At 57.7% G+C, this 14,450-nt stretch carries 15 protein-coding genes, 1 pseudogene and 1 other annotated feature; of the genes and pseudogenes, 12 read left to right on the forward strand and 4 right to left on the reverse strand.

All coding sequences use genetic code 11. The annotated features are described in order from the left end of the window. The first annotated feature begins 349 nt into the window (after window positions 1–349). Window positions 350–997, forward strand: a complete 648-nt coding sequence (locus tag B3797_RS09450) for a trypsin-like peptidase domain-containing protein (RefSeq protein WP_126690435.1) — start codon at window positions 350–352, stop codon at window positions 995–997. A gap of 8 nt (window positions 998–1,005) precedes the next feature. Here B3797_RS09450 and B3797_RS09455 read toward each other — a convergent pair whose 3' ends face one another. Next, the gene (locus B3797_RS09455; protein WP_311784449.1) at window positions 1,006–1,626 is read right to left on the reverse strand and encodes an L-threonylcarbamoyladenylate synthase; all 621 of its coding nucleotides are present in this window, start codon (window positions 1,624–1,626) and stop codon (window positions 1,006–1,008) included. 13 nt (window positions 1,627–1,639) lie between these two features. After that, window positions 1,640–2,524 (reverse strand): RNase RNM, encoded by an 885-nt coding sequence (rnm, locus tag B3797_RS09460; RefSeq protein WP_311790954.1) that lies wholly within the window; start codon window positions 2,522–2,524, stop codon window positions 1,640–1,642. 156 nt (window positions 2,525–2,680) lie between these two features. Continuing rightward, window positions 2,681–2,780 (forward strand) — a sequence feature (Trp leader region). 23 nt (window positions 2,781–2,803) lie between these two features. Between rnm and B3797_RS09465 the strand changes: the two genes are divergently transcribed. The 6 genes and pseudogenes from B3797_RS09465 to B3797_RS09490 all read left to right on the forward strand — a co-directional run bounded on the left by B3797_RS09465 (window position 2,804) and on the right by B3797_RS09490 (window position 9,822). Continuing rightward, window positions 2,804–4,366 (forward strand): anthranilate synthase component 1, encoded by a 1,563-nt coding sequence (locus tag B3797_RS09465; protein WP_311784451.1) that lies wholly within the window; start codon window positions 2,804–2,806, stop codon window positions 4,364–4,366. Continuing rightward, window positions 4,366–5,960, forward strand: a pseudogene (gene trpD, locus B3797_RS09470) (bifunctional anthranilate synthase glutamate amidotransferase component TrpG/anthranilate phosphoribosyltransferase TrpD). The gene B3797_RS09465 and the pseudogene trpD overlap by 1 nt, the downstream one beginning before the upstream one ends. Window positions 5,961–5,962: 2 nt before the next feature. Continuing rightward, window positions 5,963–7,324, forward strand: a complete 1,362-nt coding sequence (gene trpCF / locus B3797_RS09475; RefSeq protein WP_311790955.1) for a bifunctional indole-3-glycerol-phosphate synthase TrpC/phosphoribosylanthranilate isomerase TrpF — start codon at window positions 5,963–5,965, stop codon at window positions 7,322–7,324. Window positions 7,325–7,367: 43 nt separating this feature from the next. Next, a complete protein-coding gene (trpB, locus tag B3797_RS09480; protein WP_311790956.1) occupies window positions 7,368–8,558 on the forward strand; it encodes a tryptophan synthase subunit beta in 1,191 nt (396 codons plus the stop codon). Then, window positions 8,558–9,364, forward strand: coding sequence for a tryptophan synthase subunit alpha (gene trpA, locus B3797_RS09485; protein WP_311790957.1), 807 nt, complete (start codon window positions 8,558–8,560; stop codon window positions 9,362–9,364). Before trpB ends, trpA begins: the two co-directional genes overlap by 1 nt. A 143-nt stretch (window positions 9,365–9,507) precedes the next feature. Further along, on the forward strand, window positions 9,508–9,822 hold the full coding sequence (locus tag B3797_RS09490) for a BON domain-containing protein (RefSeq protein WP_311784455.1): 315 nt from the start codon (window positions 9,508–9,510) through the stop codon (window positions 9,820–9,822). Window positions 9,823–9,866: 44 nt separating this feature from the next. On the opposite strand, the gene ompW is transcribed toward B3797_RS09490, so the two are convergent. Further along, window positions 9,867–10,499, reverse strand: coding sequence for an outer membrane protein OmpW (ompW, locus tag B3797_RS09495; RefSeq protein ID WP_311784456.1), 633 nt, complete (start codon window positions 10,497–10,499; stop codon window positions 9,867–9,869). Between the two features lie 253 nt (window positions 10,500–10,752). Here ompW and B3797_RS09500 point away from each other — a divergent pair, with 253 nt between their 5' ends. From B3797_RS09500 to yciA, 4 genes are all read left to right on the forward strand, one after another. After that, complete coding sequence (locus B3797_RS09500) at window positions 10,753–11,169, forward strand: YkgJ family cysteine cluster protein (RefSeq protein WP_311784457.1); 417 nt, start codon at window positions 10,753–10,755, stop codon at window positions 11,167–11,169. Window positions 11,170–11,196: 27 nt separating this feature from the next. Beyond that, a complete protein-coding gene (locus tag B3797_RS09505) occupies window positions 11,197–11,931 on the forward strand; it encodes a YciC family protein (RefSeq protein WP_311790958.1) in 735 nt (244 codons plus the stop codon). A gap of 59 nt (window positions 11,932–11,990) precedes the next feature. Next, complete coding sequence (locus B3797_RS09510; protein WP_311784459.1) at window positions 11,991–12,530, forward strand: septation protein A; 540 nt, start codon at window positions 11,991–11,993, stop codon at window positions 12,528–12,530. Between the two features lie 65 nt (window positions 12,531–12,595). Further along, window positions 12,596–13,018: an acyl-CoA thioester hydrolase YciA gene (yciA, locus tag B3797_RS09515; RefSeq protein ID WP_103795988.1), complete on the forward strand. Its 423-nt coding sequence runs from the start codon at window positions 12,596–12,598 to the stop codon at window positions 13,016–13,018. Between the two features lie 29 nt (window positions 13,019–13,047). On the opposite strand, the gene tonB is transcribed toward yciA, so the two are convergent. Beyond that, a complete protein-coding gene (tonB, locus tag B3797_RS09520; RefSeq protein WP_311790959.1) occupies window positions 13,048–13,791 on the reverse strand; it encodes a TonB system transport protein TonB in 744 nt (247 codons plus the stop codon). Between the two features lie 201 nt (window positions 13,792–13,992). On the opposite strand from tonB, the gene B3797_RS09525 reads away from it, so the two are divergent. Next, window positions 13,993–14,289 (forward strand): YciI family protein, encoded by a 297-nt coding sequence (locus B3797_RS09525; RefSeq protein WP_120454027.1) that lies wholly within the window; start codon window positions 13,993–13,995, stop codon window positions 14,287–14,289. Window positions 14,290–14,450 lie beyond the last annotated feature (161 nt).

A 14,450-nucleotide genomic window follows, 5' to 3' on the forward strand; every position in this document is an offset into this window, starting at 1 on the left:
ATATTCATATGGATATTGCACTTTATTGCCGCTCTTAAAACCACAGATTGAATTAGCACCCTATTTCTCTGTATTTCTTTTTAGGATTAATCTTAATAGATTGTCTGACGGTAATTTATAAGTACAATCAGAGCCAGAAACGCAAAAAATAACTTTCGCATTATTAATCTTAAGCTGTTATCTGACCGGAAGTTATTAACAAGCATTTAACTAATTTTTGCAGTTTCTTTAAAAATAAACCGGCGCTACCGGAAATGCAGCGTTAATACGGCTCAATGATGAGTCTGAAATTGCATGTCAAAAGCCTTCACCAGGGATTTTCCGACATGCCAACATAAAGATAATCACCATGAGAAAACTGTTCTTATGGCCGGCGTTCGCTGCGCTGGCTCTGAGCGGTTGCTCTGTGGGCCATACCGAATACAGCCGTACGGCAATGCAGCATGTGGACATGAGTTTCACCGGCATTCCTACGATTCTCGGGCTTGGCACGCTAGGCAGCAGCATTCCCATTACGCCTGAATACAGCCTGACGGCAGCGCACGTGGCGAAATTCGCCGTACAGCGCGTAAAGGCTTACCACCCTTATTGCGATCTGGCGATCATTTACCACAAAAACGACGCGACGACGCTGGCTAAATTCCGCAGCAGCGATATCGGCGACCCGGTAAAGATGTACGGTTATAGTTTTATATCCGCTATGCCGGTTGAGTCTTCGGGCACTAATTTAGCGCGCACCGCTATCCGTAACAGCTGGAATAAAAAACCCTGTATGGCGATGGCGTCAAATGCCGGCGTGGTAAAAGGGATGTCGGGCGGCGCGGTTTATAATGCGGATAATACGCTGGGCGGGGTTATTGTCGGTTTCAGCGATGAGATAAAAAGCAACCGCAGCGGCAAAATCGTTTTAAAAGATGTGTCGCTCTATATTCCCTATTCAGATTTTCAAAACTGGCTGAAGCAAAATATTGGTCAGGCGGCGCAAAGCGGCACCTGACCAGGCTGTTACAGGAAAGGCCGGATATCGCCTGAACCTTCGCGCGCTATCACGGGTGCATCGCTGGTGAGATCGACAACCGTTGTCGGCTGCTGTCCCAGCGTGCCCCCGTCAATAATCAAATCAACCAGCTTGCCGATGCTGTGCTGGATCTCTTCCGGGTCCGATTCGGTAAAATCGTTGCCCGGCAGGATCAACGAGGTTGACATCATCGGCTCGTTAAGCGCCTCCAGCAGCGCCAGCGCAATCGGGTTGGACGGCACGCGCAGGCCGATAGTTTTCCGCTTGTCATTCATCAGACGACGCGGCACCACTTTGGTCGCCTTCAGAATAAAGGTATAGCTGCCCGGCGTATTATTTTTCAGCAGGCGAAAGGCGCTGTTATCAACCTGCGAATAGTTGGAGATTTCCGACAGATCGCGGCACATCAGCGTGAAGTTATGGTTGCCATCCAGCTGACGAATGCGGCAAATGCGCTCCAGCGCATTTTTCTCTTCCAGCCGGCAGCCCAGCGCATAGCCGGAATCGGTGGGATAGACAATGACGCCACCCTTATTGAGATAGTCGACGGCCTGAGAAACCAGACGCGGCTGCGGGTTTTCCGGGTGAATGTGAAAAAGTTGACTCATAAAAAACCTCTTATCACCTGTCCGCGTCAGAGCCTGCCGGCACCAGCGCCGGGAATCGCTCCCATACTGGCTCAACGCCGGCCGGAAGCCAGAGTTTGCGGCCCAGCTCAATCCACGGGCAGGGTTGATGAAAATCGGAACCTTGCGACGCAGCCAGATCGTAATCACGGGCGTATTGCGCCAGCTGCGTTCGTTCATTTGGCGCCTGCTGACACTGCGCCACTTCCATGGCGTCACCGCCCGCTTCGCGGAAATGCGCGATCAGACGCTTCAGCCATTTTGCCGACAAACCGTAGCGGCCAGGGTGCGCCAGCACCGCACAGCCGCCAGAATGGTGAATAGCATCAATAGCTTGTTTAATTGTACACCATTGCGGCGGAACATAGCCGGTTTTGCCGCGCGCCAGGTAGCTTTTGAAAACCTGCGCTATCGTGTCGGCTTTTCCCTGCTCAATGAGAAAACGGGCAAAGTGGCCGCGCGTAATTACCCCGCCATCGGCCAGTCGGGCTGCGCCAGCCAGCGCGTCAGGAATACGCGCCTTTTCCAGCCGTTCAGCAATCTGCTCCGCCCGTTCCTGACGGCAGCGGGCTTGTTCCGCCAGAAAAGCAGTCATTGCCGGGTGGCTAATATCGATGTTCAGCCCGACAATATGAATTTCATGATTTTCCCACAGCGTCGAGGCTTCTACCCCCGCCAGCACCTTTAGCGGCAGCGACTGCTCAGCGACGGCGCGCTGCGCTGCTGCAACGCCAGCTACGCTGTCATGGTCGGTAATGGCCAGCACGCCGACGCGCATAGTAACGGCGCGCTGCACCAGCGCTTCCGGCGTCAGCAACCCGTCGGAAGCACGCGTATGGCTGTGTAAATCGTAAAGAGGGAAACGGGCAATATCGTTCAAATGGCACTCCTGCTGCACGTTGAAGCGGCCAGCATGATAACGATTTTATGCTCAGGTGAAAAAGCGTATTGACTTTTATGCGCTGAACCCGTTAACTAGTACACAAGTTCACAACTAAACGGGTCTTTTCTCATGGCGACGATTTTTATGCTTTCTGCAGGCTGGTGGCGCGATGTTTCCCATAACGGGCAACGTCTGGCACGCCTTGCGTAACGCAGTGCAGAGACCCGAGCCCGCTTAAAGCGGGCTTTTTTTTAGGCGAATTTCAGAGAGACCACCATGCCAAATGCGAAACCTACATTGAAGTTGATTACCGGCACCGCGCCCTACCGCGAAGATCCGGCCGCAGTGTTTCACCAGTTATGCGGCGCACGTCCGGCAACTCTGCTGCTCGAGTCGGCGGATATCGACAGCAAACGTAACCTGAAAAGCCTGCTGATTGTCGACAGCGCCCTGCGCGTCAGCGCGCTGGGATCCTGCGTAACGGTACAGGCCCTGTCCGAAAATGGCCGCGCGCTGCTGCCGCTGCTGGATGCCGCGCTGCCCGAAAGCGTCAATATCGAGGCGCGCCCGGATGGCCGCGAGCTGCATTTTCCTTCTGCTGACGCCGTACAGGATGAGGACTCCCGCCTGCAGGCGCTGTCGGTGTTTGACGCACTGCGCCTGATCCCCCACCTGGTAAACTCGCCCGCTGACGAACGCGAAGCGATGCTGCTCGGCGGCCTGTTCGCCTACGACCTGGTAGCGGGATTTGAAGAGCTGCCCGCGCTGAAGAATCAGCAGCGCTGCCCAGACTACTGCTTCTACCTGGCAGAGACCCTGCTGGTGCTCGACCATCAGACGCGCAGCGCCACGCTGCAGGCAAGCCTGTTCTGCCCGTCCACCAGCGAATTCCAGCGTCTGCAGAGCCGCATCGAACAGCTACACGGCCAGATGCTGCAGCCCGCGCCTGCGCTGCCGGTTCAGACGGTTGAGCAGATGACGCTGAGCGTCAGCCAGAGCGACGAAGCCTATTGCGATACGGTGCGCCAGATGCAGGAAGCGATTCGCCTCGGCGAGATTTTCCAGGTGGTGCCGTCGCGCCGCTTCTCGCTGCCCTGCCCGTCGCCGCTCGCCGCCTATGAGACGCTGAAGAACAGCAATCCCAGCCCCTATATGTTCTTTATGCAGGATCGCGATTTCGCGCTGTTCGGCGCCTCGCCGGAAAGCTCGCTGAAATATGACGCCGTCACGCGTCAGATCGAAATCTACCCAATTGCCGGCACGCGCCCACGCGGTCGCCACGCTGACGGCTCGCTTGACCGCGATCTCGACAGCCGTATTGAGCTGGAGATGCGCACCGATCATAAAGAGCTGGCAGAACACCTGATGCTGGTGGACCTGGCGCGTAACGATCTGGCGCGTATCTGCGTGCCGGGCAGCCGCTATGTTGCCGATCTGACCAAGGTCGACCGCTACTCTTTCGTGATGCACCTGGTCTCCCGCGTGATCGGCACGCTGCGCGAAGACCTCGACGTGCTGCACGCCTACCGCGCCTGCATGAATATGGGCACGCTGAGCGGCGCGCCAAAAGTACGCGCCATGCAGCTGATCGCCGCAGCGGAAGGCACGCGCCGCGGCAGCTACGGCGGCGCGGTCGGGTACTTCACCGCACACGGCGATCTCGACACCTGCATCGTGATCCGCTCGGCCTGGGTTGAAGATGGCATCGCCACGGTGCAGGCCGGCGCTGGCGTAGTGCTCGACTCTGATCCGCAGGCGGAAGCGGACGAAAGCCGCAATAAAGCCCGCGCCGTTCTGCGCGCTATCGCGACCGCCCATCACTGCAAGGAGATTTTCTGATGGCCGATATCCTGCTGCTCGATAACATCGACTCTTTTACCTACAACCTCGTTGATCAGCTGCGATCCTTCGGCCACAACGTGGTGATCTACCGCAACAACGTCCCGGCGGCGCTGCTGGCTGAACGTCTGCAGCGTATGGAGAACCCGGTGCTGATGCTTTCGCCTGGCCCTGGCGCGCCGAAAGACGCAGGCTGCATGCCGGAACTGCTGCAAACCCTGCGCGGACGCCTGCCGATTATCGGCATCTGCCTGGGCCATCAGGCGATTATCGAAGCCTATGGCGGTCATGTCGGTCAGGCGGGCGAAATCCTGCATGGCAAAGCCTCCGCCATTACCCATGATGGAGAAGCGATGTTCGCCGGGCTGAGCAATCCGCTGCCGGTGGCGCGCTACCACTCGCTGGTGGGCAGCAATACGCCTGCGGAGCTGACGGTTAACGCCAGCTACAACGGCATGGTCATGGCGGTACGCCACGACGCCGATCGCGTGTGCGGCTTCCAGTTCCATCCTGAATCCATCCTGACCACTCAGGGCGCCCGTCTGCTGGAGCAGACGCTGGCCTGGGTGCTGGCGACATCACAGGGAGAATGAACATGCATGCCATCCTGGAAAAACTTTATCAGGCGCAGACGTTGACGCAGGGCGAGAGCCATCAGCTCTTTAGCGCCATTATTACCGGCCAGCTGGAGCCCACCCAGCTCGCCGCCGCGCTGATCGCCATGAAGGTGCGCGGCGAATCGCCGCAGGAGATCGCTGGCGCGGCCAGCGCGCTGCTGGAAGACGCCAGACCTTTTCCGCGTCCTGACTACGCCTTTGCCGATATTGTCGGCACCGGCGGCGACGGCAGCAACAGCATTAATATCTCTACCGCCAGCGCCTTTGTTGCCGCGACCTGCGGGCTGAAAGTGGCGAAGCACGGTAACCGCAGCGTATCAAGCAAGTCGGGCTCTTCCGATCTGCTGGCGGCGTTCGGCATCAGCCTGGATATGCCCGCTGAGCAGGCGCGCGCGGCGCTGGACGATCTCAACGTCTGCTTCCTGTTCGCGCCGCAGTATCACACCGGCTTTCGCCATGCGATGCCGGTGCGTCAGCAGCTGAAAACGCGCACGCTGTTTAACGTGCTTGGCCCGCTGATCAACCCGGCGCGACCGCCGCTGGCGGTTATCGGCGTCTACAGTCCCGAACTGGTGCTGCCGATCGCCCAGACGCTGAAGGTGCTGGGCTACCAGCGCGCCGCGGTGGTACACGGCGGGGGGATGGACGAGGTGGCGCTACACAGCGAAACCCACGTCGCCGAACTGCGCGACGGCGAAATCACCCGCTATCAGCTGACCCCGGAAGACTTCGGTTTCGGCTTTCATCCCAAGGAGGCGCTGGCTGGCGGCACGCCCGAAGAAAACCGTGACATTCTTACCCGTTTACTTCAGGGTAATGGCCAGCAGGCCCATGAGGAAGCGGTTGCCGTCAACGTGGCGATGTTGTTAAAAGTATTCGGTCATGAAGATTTGCGCGAAAACGCGCAGCGTGCGCGACAGGCTATCCACAGCGGACAGGCCTACGAGCGCGTTGTCGCTCTGGCAGCGAGAGGATAACCATGCAAGGCACGATTTTAGAGAAGATTGTTCAGGATAAAGCGCAGTGGGTAGAGGCGCGCAAGGCGCAGCAGCCGCTGGCGTCCTTTCAGAATGAGGTACAGCCCGCATCCCGCAGCTTTTATGATGCACTGCAGGGCGCCCGTACCGCTTTTATTCTTGAGTGCAAAAAGGCGTCTCCTTCTAAAGGACTGATCCGCGAAGATTTCGATCCGGCGACGATTGCGGGCATTTATCGTCACTACGCCTCCGCCGTCTCGGTGCTGACCGATGAAAAATATTTTCAGGGCAGCTTCGATTTTCTGCCGATCGTCAGCGCGGCGATCACGCAGCCGGTGCTGTGCAAAGATTTTATTATCGATCCGTACCAAATCTATCTGGCGCGTCACTACCAGGCTGACGCCATCCTGCTGATGCTGTCGGTACTGAATGATGACGAGTATCGTCAGCTGGCCGCCGTGGCGCACAGCCTGAACATGGGCATACTGACTGAAGTCAGCAACGAAGCGGAGCTAGAGCGCGCCATTGCGCTGAAGGCAAAAGTCGTCGGCATTAATAACCGCGATCTGCGCGATATGTCGATCGATCTTAACCGTACGCGTCAGCTGGCGTCCCGCCTGTCACACGGCGTGACCGTTATCAGCGAATCCGGCATTCATAACTATGCGCAGGTGCGCGAGCTGAGCCGTTTCGCTAACGGCTTCCTGATTGGCTCGGCGCTGATGGAAGAGGCGGATCTGGCGGGCGCGGTGCGCCGCGTGCTGCTGGGCGACAATAAAGTATGCGGTCTGACGCGAGCAGAAGATGCGCGCGCGGCCTTTGAAGCGGGCGCGCTTTACGGCGGTCTGATTTTCGCCGAAGGCTCGCCGCGCCGAATTGATGAGCAGCAGGCGCAGCAGGTAATGGCTGGCGCGCCGCTGCGCTATGCAGGCGTGTTCCGCAACGCCCCTGTCAGTGACGTTGTCACTAAAGCGACCGCGCTTAACCTCAGCGCCGTCCAGCTACACGGCGATGAAGACCAGGCGTATGTGGCGGAACTGCGCGCCGCGCTGCCCGCCGGGATCGCTATCTGGAAAGCCCTGAGTATTCAAAGCGCGCTGCCCGCGCGCGACTGGCCGCACGTCGACCGCTACGTTTTCGACAACGGCAACGGCGGCAGCGGCGCGCGCTTCGACTGGTCACTGCTCAAGGACCAGGACTTAAGCAACGTGCTGCTTGCTGGCGGCCTGAGCGCGGATAACTGCGTGGAAGCGGCACGCCTCGGCTGCGCGGGCCTTGACTTCAACTCCGGCGTGGAAAGCGCGCCCGGCATCAAAGATGCCAGCAAAATCGCGGCGGTTTTCCGCACGCTGCGCGCCTACTGATTTGTCAGGTCCGCTGCGGCGGGCCTCTAAGGAAGATGAAACCATGACACTACTGAACCCCTATTTTGGCGACTTTGGCGGCATGTATGTGCCGCAGATCCTGATGCCGGCGCTGAGCCAGCTGGAAGCGGCCTTTGTCGAGGCGCAGAAAGATCCTGCCTTTCAGGCGGAATTCACTGACCTGCTGAAAAACTATGCGGGACGCCCGACAGCGCTCACCCTCTGCAGCAACCTGACAAAAGGCACCAAAACCCGCCTTTATCTTAAGCGCGAAGATCTGCTACACGGCGGCGCGCACAAAACCAATCAGGTGCTGGGTCAGGCGCTGCTGGCGAAGCGCATGGGCAAGAGCGAAATCATCGCGGAAACCGGCGCGGGCCAGCATGGCGTCGCCTCGGCGCTGGCGTGCGCGCTGCTCGGTATGAAGTGCCGTATCTATATGGGCGCGAAAGATGTTGAGCGTCAGTCACCAAACGTCTTCCGTATGCGTCTGATGGGCGCGGAAGTGATCCCGGTGCACAGCGGCTCCGCGACGCTGAAAGATGCCTGTAACGAGGCGCTGCGCGACTGGTCTGGCAGCTATGAAACCGCGCACTATATGCTTGGCACCGCAGCGGGGCCGCACCCCTATCCGACCATTGTGCGCGAGTTCCAGCGCATGATCGGCGAAGAGACCAAAGCGCAGATTCTGGAAAAAGAGGGGCGCTTGCCGGATGCGGTTATCGCCTGCGTCGGCGGCGGATCTAATGCGATCGGCATGTTCGCCGACTTTCTTATGGATGAAAGCGTCGGCCTGATCGGCGTTGAACCGGCCGGTCACGGCATTGAGACCGGTGAGCACGGCGCACCGCTCAAGCATGGCCGCGTCGGCATCTATTTCGGTATGAAAGCGCCGATGATGCAGACCGAAGAGGGCCAGATTGAAGAGTCCTACTCTATCTCTGCCGGGCTTGATTTCCCGTCCGTCGGCCCGCAGCACGCGCATCTCAACAGTATCGGCCGCGCCGACTACGTGTCGATTACCGATAATGAAGCGCTGTCCGCCTTTAAAGAGCTTTGCCGCGCGGAAGGCATTATCCCGGCGCTGGAGTCCTCGCACGCCCTGGCCCACGCGCTGAAGATGATCCGCGAGAACCCGGAGAAAGAGCAACTGCTGGTGGTGAACCTTTCGGGCCGCGGCGATAAAGACATCTTTACCGTTCACGATATTCTGACTGCGCAGGGAGAAATCTGATGGAGCGTTATCAACAGCTGTTTAAGCGTTTACAGGCCAGCAAAGAAGGCGCATTCGTTCCCTTCGTCACGCTGGGCGATCCCTCGCCGGCGCTGTCGCTGAAGATTATCGACGCGCTGGTCGCGGGCGGCGCCGACGCGCTGGAGCTGGGCATCCCCTTCTCCGATCCGCTGGCGGACGGCCCAACGATTCAGAACGCCACCCTGCGCGCTTTCGCGTCCGGCACCACTACCGCGCAGTGCTTCGAGATACTTAGCAGCGTGCGTCAGAAATACCCCGATCTGCCCATCGGCCTGCTGATGTACGCCAACCTGGTGTTCACCAACGGTATCGACGCTTTCTATGCGCGCTGCGCCGAAGCGGGCGTGGATTCAGTGCTGGTAGCGGATGTGCCGGTCGAGGAGTCGGCGCCTTTCCGTCAGGCAGCGCTGCGTCACGGCATCGCGCCGATCTTTATCTGTCCGCCCAACGCCAGCGATGAGCTGCTGCGCGAAGTCGCCTCTCACGGCCGCGGCTACACCTATCTGCTGTCGCGCGCAGGCGTGACCGGCGCAGAAAATCGCGCCAGCAGCCTGCCGCTGCAGCGCCTGATCGACAAGCTGCGCGAATATAACGCCGCACCGCCGCTGCAGGGGTTCGGTATTTCCGAACCGGCGCAGGTTAAAGAGGCGATCGGCGCGGGCGCGGTGGGCGCCATCTCCGGCTCGGCTATTGTGAAAATTATCGAGCAGTATCATGCGCAGCCGGAAGAGATGCTGGCGAAGCTGACCGCGTTTGTCAGCAGCCTTAAAGCTGCCACCCGCTGAACATTTCATGCCCTGTCTGCGGATAGGGCATGATTTTTCACTCTTTTTTACATTCCAACGTTGCCGCTTTCATTTTTCCCACCCACACTTGTTTTGCGCCGTTATGGGAACGACGCATCTTGTTTGAGACAGGGAGAGAAGCAATGAAACTGTTTAAAGTCCTTTCAGGCGCACTGGCCGCCGTTGTAGTCGCGCTGACGCTGAGCGCCTGTGCGCCTACCGCAAAGCAGGAAGGCACCGGCGGTTATATTGACGATACGGTGATCACCACTAAAGTCAAAGCAGAACTGTTGAATGACGATCAGCTTAAGTCGCGTGAGATCAACGTCGAAACCTTTAAGGGTCGTGTGCAGCTCAGCGGCTTCGTCAGCTCGCCGCAGATGGCCAGCCATGCGGTAGAAGTGACGCGTACTGTGAAAGGCGTGAAGTCTGTTGTGAACAATATGCAGATTAAATAACGCAGAAAAGCAAAAGGCCGCGAGCGATTCGCGGCCTTTTTTTATCAGAAGCGGTAACCCGCGCCAAAAAAGAAGACCCAAGGGTCGATGCGCGTATCAATATTCTGTTTCTGTCCGTTTGCCTTAAACTTCACTTCCGTATCGATATCCATATACCAGAGCGAGGCGTTCAGCATCCAGTCACGGTTGATCTGGTAGTCAAGGCCGACCTGGCCCGCCACGCCCCATGAATCTTTCACGCTGAGGTCGCTCAGCCCGGCATCACGGCCGGTCTGGTTGAAATCGGCATCGTAAAAAGTGGTGTAGTTAACGCCGACACCGACGTAAGGACGCACTTTGCTGCGGCTGTCGAAGAAATAATATTGCGCCATCAGGGTTGGCGGCAGCTGACGCACCGTCGCCAGCGTACCGGTAGAGGCAAGCCCCACCTTGTGACGGAACGGCGTTGCGGCCAGCAGTTCGACGCCGATATTGTCGGTCGCCATATAGGTAAAGGTCAGGCCGAGCTGGGTATTGTTGCTGACGTCAAAGCCGCCCATACCCAGGACGTCGTCAGAGCCTTCGGTAGGACGAACCGTCGCGCTGCCCGCGCGCATAAAGAAATCACCCGCTTCATGAGCCAGTGCCAGCTGCGGTAAAGCCATTGCCAGTAATAAAGCGCATTTTGTCAGTTTCATGATCGCTCCTTTGCACAAAATAAACGTAGGGAATTATGGTGTGACGTTGTGGGCAACGTTCTAACGCGATTTAACAAAAAATGCACCTAAATCAACTGATATAAAGCGCTTAAAAAACAATGGATTGATTCAGATCAATTTTGGCGGGGAGGACTCAGCTGAAATTTTGCTTGAAGAAATTCATTGGCGTGATTATTTTGATTTTTCCCCGTGTTGATTTTGGTTCGATGCCTCAGGAGTGGCGGGCGATCAAATGAGCGATAATTCCAACCCTTGCATGACCTGCGGCGCCTGCTGCGCCCACTTTCGCGTCTCTTTTTACTGGGCCGAAGCCGATGACGCCGGCGGCGTTGTCCCGACTGAACTCACTGAACCCTTAAGCCTGCTGATGCGCAATATGCGCGGCACCAACGCGCGCGAGCCGCGCTGTGTGGCGCTGCAGGGCGAACCTGGCGGCTGCGTCTCCTGTAGCATCTATGAGCAGCGCCCTTCGCCCTGCCGCGAGTTCGCCATGTCGGGCGAAAACGGCGTTCATAATGAAGCCTGCGATCGCGCCCGCGCTCGCCACGGCCTGCCGCCTCTTTTTCACCCTTCTTTACCTTCCATGACAGAAAGTTATCTCGCTGCGGGTGCCAGCGCCGGGCCAGACCATGTACAATCGCCGGGTTAATCAACCCGGTTCCACCAAGGAGTGTACATGTCTATCACGGCAAGCTCGTTATACCGTGACACAGGAAATTTTTTCCGCCACCAGCTGCTGACCATCGTGCTGATGTCGTTACTGACGGCCTTTATCACGGTCATTCTGGTGCACGCTTTTACCCCGGGCGGCGACCAGCTGGCCCAGCTCCAGCAGGGCGATACCAGCGCCTCTTCGCTGTTTGAACTGGTGCAAAATATGTCGCCGGATCAGCAGCGTATCCTGCTGCGCGCCTCTGCGGCTGGCACCTTCTCGGCGTTGATCGGCAATACGCTGTTGCTGGGTGGCATGCTTTGCCTGATCTCGATGGTTTCTGCCGGACAACGCGTCAGCGCGCTGCGCGCTATCGGCGCCGCTGCGCCGCTGCTGCCTAAGCTGCTGCTGCAGACGTTCTTGATTACCCTGGTGGTGCAGCTGGGCTTTATGGTGGTGATGGTGCCGGGCATTATTCTGGCGATACTGCTGTCGCTCTCGCCGGTTATCCTGGCAAACGAAAAAAGCGGCATTCTGGCCGCGATGCGCGGCAGCTGCCGTCTGGCATGGAAGAACGTTAAGCTGATCGCTCCGGCGATTATTCTCTGGCTGCTGGCGAAAATGGTGCTGCTGTTCGCCTCCTCCTCGCTGACGGCGCTGCCGGATAACGTGCTGGCCGTTGCAATCACCGCTATCGGCAACCTGATCTCCGCGCTAGTGATTATCTATCTTTTCCGGCTTTATATGCTGGTCCGTTAAGCCCGTAGCGCCTCTCCGGGCGCGCGGCTTTTTACTGTGTTAGCTGAACTGGAATGACTATGAAGCAGTTACTCGATTTCCTTCCATTAGTGGTCTTCTTTATTTTCTATAAGCTTTACGACATTTTTGTCGCCTCCGGCGCGCTGATTGTCGCTACCGGCCTTGCGCTGGTGGCGAGCTGGGTGCTCTATCGCAAGCTGGAGAAGATGACTATTTTTACCTTCGCGCTGGTGGCGATATTCGGCACTCTGACGCTGGTTTTCCATAATGATGAATTTATTAAATGGAAAGTGACCGTCATCTACAGCCTGTTCGCGCTGGCGCTGCTCTACAGCCAGTTCTTTATGGCGCAGCCGTTAATCAAAAGCCTGCTGGGTAAAGAGATTAAGCTGCCGGAAATCACCTGGCGCCGCCTTAACGTCGCCTGGGCGCTCTTTTTCCTCGCCTGCGGCCTGGCGAATATTTACGTGGCGTTTTGGTTGCCCGAAGCCTTTTGGGTTAACTTTAAAGTGTTTGGTCTGACCGCGCTCACTCTACTGTTTACCCTGCTTAGCGGACTCTACATCTGGCGACAGATGCCGCAACAAGAAGAAAAATAAACGAGGCCCGGCCAGACCGGGCATGACGGGCGCAGCGCGCCTTCACCTGCATAAGAAGTTGAGCAATGGGCGAAAGACATAAGTTGCCGCAAGGCGAAATGGTTTTGCGTACCCTGGCGATGCCGGCGGACACCAACGCTAATGGCGACATTTTCGGCGGCTGGCTGATGTCGCAGATGGATATGGGCGGCGCTATTCTGGCGAAAGAGATCGCCGAAGGACGCGTCGTCACCGTACGCGTTGACGGCATGTCGTTTCTGAAGCCGGTGGCGGTTGGCGATGTGGTGAGCTGCCACGCGCGCTGTATACGCACCGGCAACAGTTCCATGACCATCAATGTAGAAGTGTGGATCAAGAAGGTCTCTTCCGAACCTATTGGTCAGACCTACTGCGCCACCGAAGCGGTGTTTATCTATGTCGCCGTGGATAGTGAAGGTAAATCGCGCCCGCTGCCGCCGGGACGCGCGAATCTCGAACCGGCGGAGTAAGGCAAAAGCGGTCAGATGACCGCTTTTTTTTATTCGATGCTGGTGCCACCGTTGATCTTGAAGACGATATTCATCTTCAGATTTTTACCGGGACGGCCAGGCTGATAGCGCCACTGCTTCATCGCCTGTTTGACCTCGCGCTCAAACATATTGCGCGGCTGCGCGGAAAGAATAGTGACATTCTCCACCCTGCCGTCATCGCCTACGTCAAACTGCACCTGTACTCGCCCTTCAATGCGCAGCGCCAGCGCGCGCGCGGGATAGCCAGGCTTCGAGACGCTGATCGCCTTCGGCCCTTGCGAGACCGACTGCACAGGCGACGGGTTCGATTTTGGCGCGGTCGTCGGTTTCGTCTGCGTAGCGGGCGCGTCCTGATTAAATGGATTCTCCTGCGGCTTCGCCTCCTGACGCGGTTTTACCTCGCGCTTGTGCTCAACTTTAGGTTTGGGCTTAGGTTTGGGCTTCGGCTTAGGCTGCGGCACAGGAATCGGCACCGGCTCGGCCTTAGGCGGTTCCGGTACCGGCTGAGGTTCCGGCTCCGGCTCAGGCTGGGGTTCCGGCTCTGCCTGCGGCTGCTTTACCACAGGCGCGGGTTCAGGCTGCACTTCCGGCGCGACCAGGCTGACGCTGATCGGCTGCGATTCCTTGGGTACGTTGATAACCTGGTGAAACGAGGCATAGAGAATGCCGGCAATTACTGCACCGTGCAGGACAACAGAGAGCAGCACAGAAACAGGCGTACGTTTTTGAATGGGCATTGTCAACGTGGTCATAGCGGTCGCAGTCAAAGAATGAAGCAACGATTTTAAATGCAAATAGCAATCAGTTTCAATAACTGCTGAAAAATGGACAGATATTGCCGTTTTTTAAACTAACCTGCTCCGCCTCATACATTACACCATCTTTCATTTGCACTCTTATTTACGATCCCTTACCGTGTTGCGAAAATATGATGAGCCAATGGGGGCTTTCAAGTGCTGTACATCATCTACGCCGAAGATAACGCTGATTCTCTGGAAAAACGCACCTCGGTGCGCCCTGCCCATCTGGCGCGCCTGCAGCTGCTGCAGGATGAAGGCCGTCTGATCGTTGCCGGGCCAATGCCGGCCGTCGACAGCAACGATCCGGGCGTCGCAGGTTTTACCGGCTCAGCTATCATCGCGGAGTTCAGCTCGCTGGAAGCCGCGCAGGCCTGGGCGGAGGCCGATCCCTATATCGCGGCTGGCGTCTATAAAAACGTCTCGGTAAAACCGTTCAAACGCGTTTTCTGACAGTTCGCCTGGTTCTGTCCTGATGGCTTCCGCGTCCGCGCCGAAGCCATTTTTATTTCTCTAACGGAGTCACCGCTATGCAATGGCTGGTTATTGCGCTGCTGGCGCTGGTCCTGGTTCTGATTGCCTGTGCGCTGCTGCTCTGGCGTCGTCACGGCTGG

Source organism: Pantoea sp. UBA5923 (genome assembly GCF_002431095.1).
GTDB classification, from domain to species: Bacteria; Pseudomonadota; Gammaproteobacteria; order Enterobacterales; family Enterobacteriaceae; genus Pantoea; species Pantoea piersonii.

Coding starts and splice junctions, on each gene's coding strand:
- B3797_RS09500 (WP_311784457.1), top strand. CDS start 10,753: ATGAGCGATAATTCCAACCCTTGCATGACCTGCGGCGCCTGCTGCGCC.
- B3797_RS09450 (WP_126690435.1), top strand. CDS start 350: ATGAGAAAACTGTTCTTATGGCCGGCGTTCGCTGCGCTGGCTCTGAGC.
- trpB (WP_311790956.1), top strand. CDS start 7,368: ATGACACTACTGAACCCCTATTTTGGCGACTTTGGCGGCATGTATGTG.
- tonB (WP_311790959.1), bottom strand. CDS start 13,791: ATGACCACGTTGACAATGCCCATTCAAAAACGTACGCCTGTTTCTGTG.
- B3797_RS09510 (WP_311784459.1), top strand. CDS start 11,991: ATGAAGCAGTTACTCGATTTCCTTCCATTAGTGGTCTTCTTTATTTTC.
- ompW (WP_311784456.1), bottom strand. CDS start 10,499: ATGAAACTGACAAAATGCGCTTTATTACTGGCAATGGCTTTACCGCAG.
- B3797_RS09505 (WP_311790958.1), top strand. CDS start 11,197: ATGTCTATCACGGCAAGCTCGTTATACCGTGACACAGGAAATTTTTTC.
- B3797_RS09490 (WP_311784455.1), top strand. CDS start 9,508: ATGAAACTGTTTAAAGTCCTTTCAGGCGCACTGGCCGCCGTTGTAGTC.
- B3797_RS09465 (WP_311784451.1), top strand. CDS start 2,804: ATGCCAAATGCGAAACCTACATTGAAGTTGATTACCGGCACCGCGCCC.
- trpA (WP_311790957.1), top strand. CDS start 8,558: ATGGAGCGTTATCAACAGCTGTTTAAGCGTTTACAGGCCAGCAAAGAA.
- yciA (WP_103795988.1), top strand. CDS start 12,596: ATGGGCGAAAGACATAAGTTGCCGCAAGGCGAAATGGTTTTGCGTACC.
- B3797_RS09455 (WP_311784449.1), bottom strand. CDS start 1,626: ATGAGTCAACTTTTTCACATTCACCCGGAAAACCCGCAGCCGCGTCTG.
- trpCF (WP_311790955.1), top strand. CDS start 5,963: ATGCAAGGCACGATTTTAGAGAAGATTGTTCAGGATAAAGCGCAGTGG.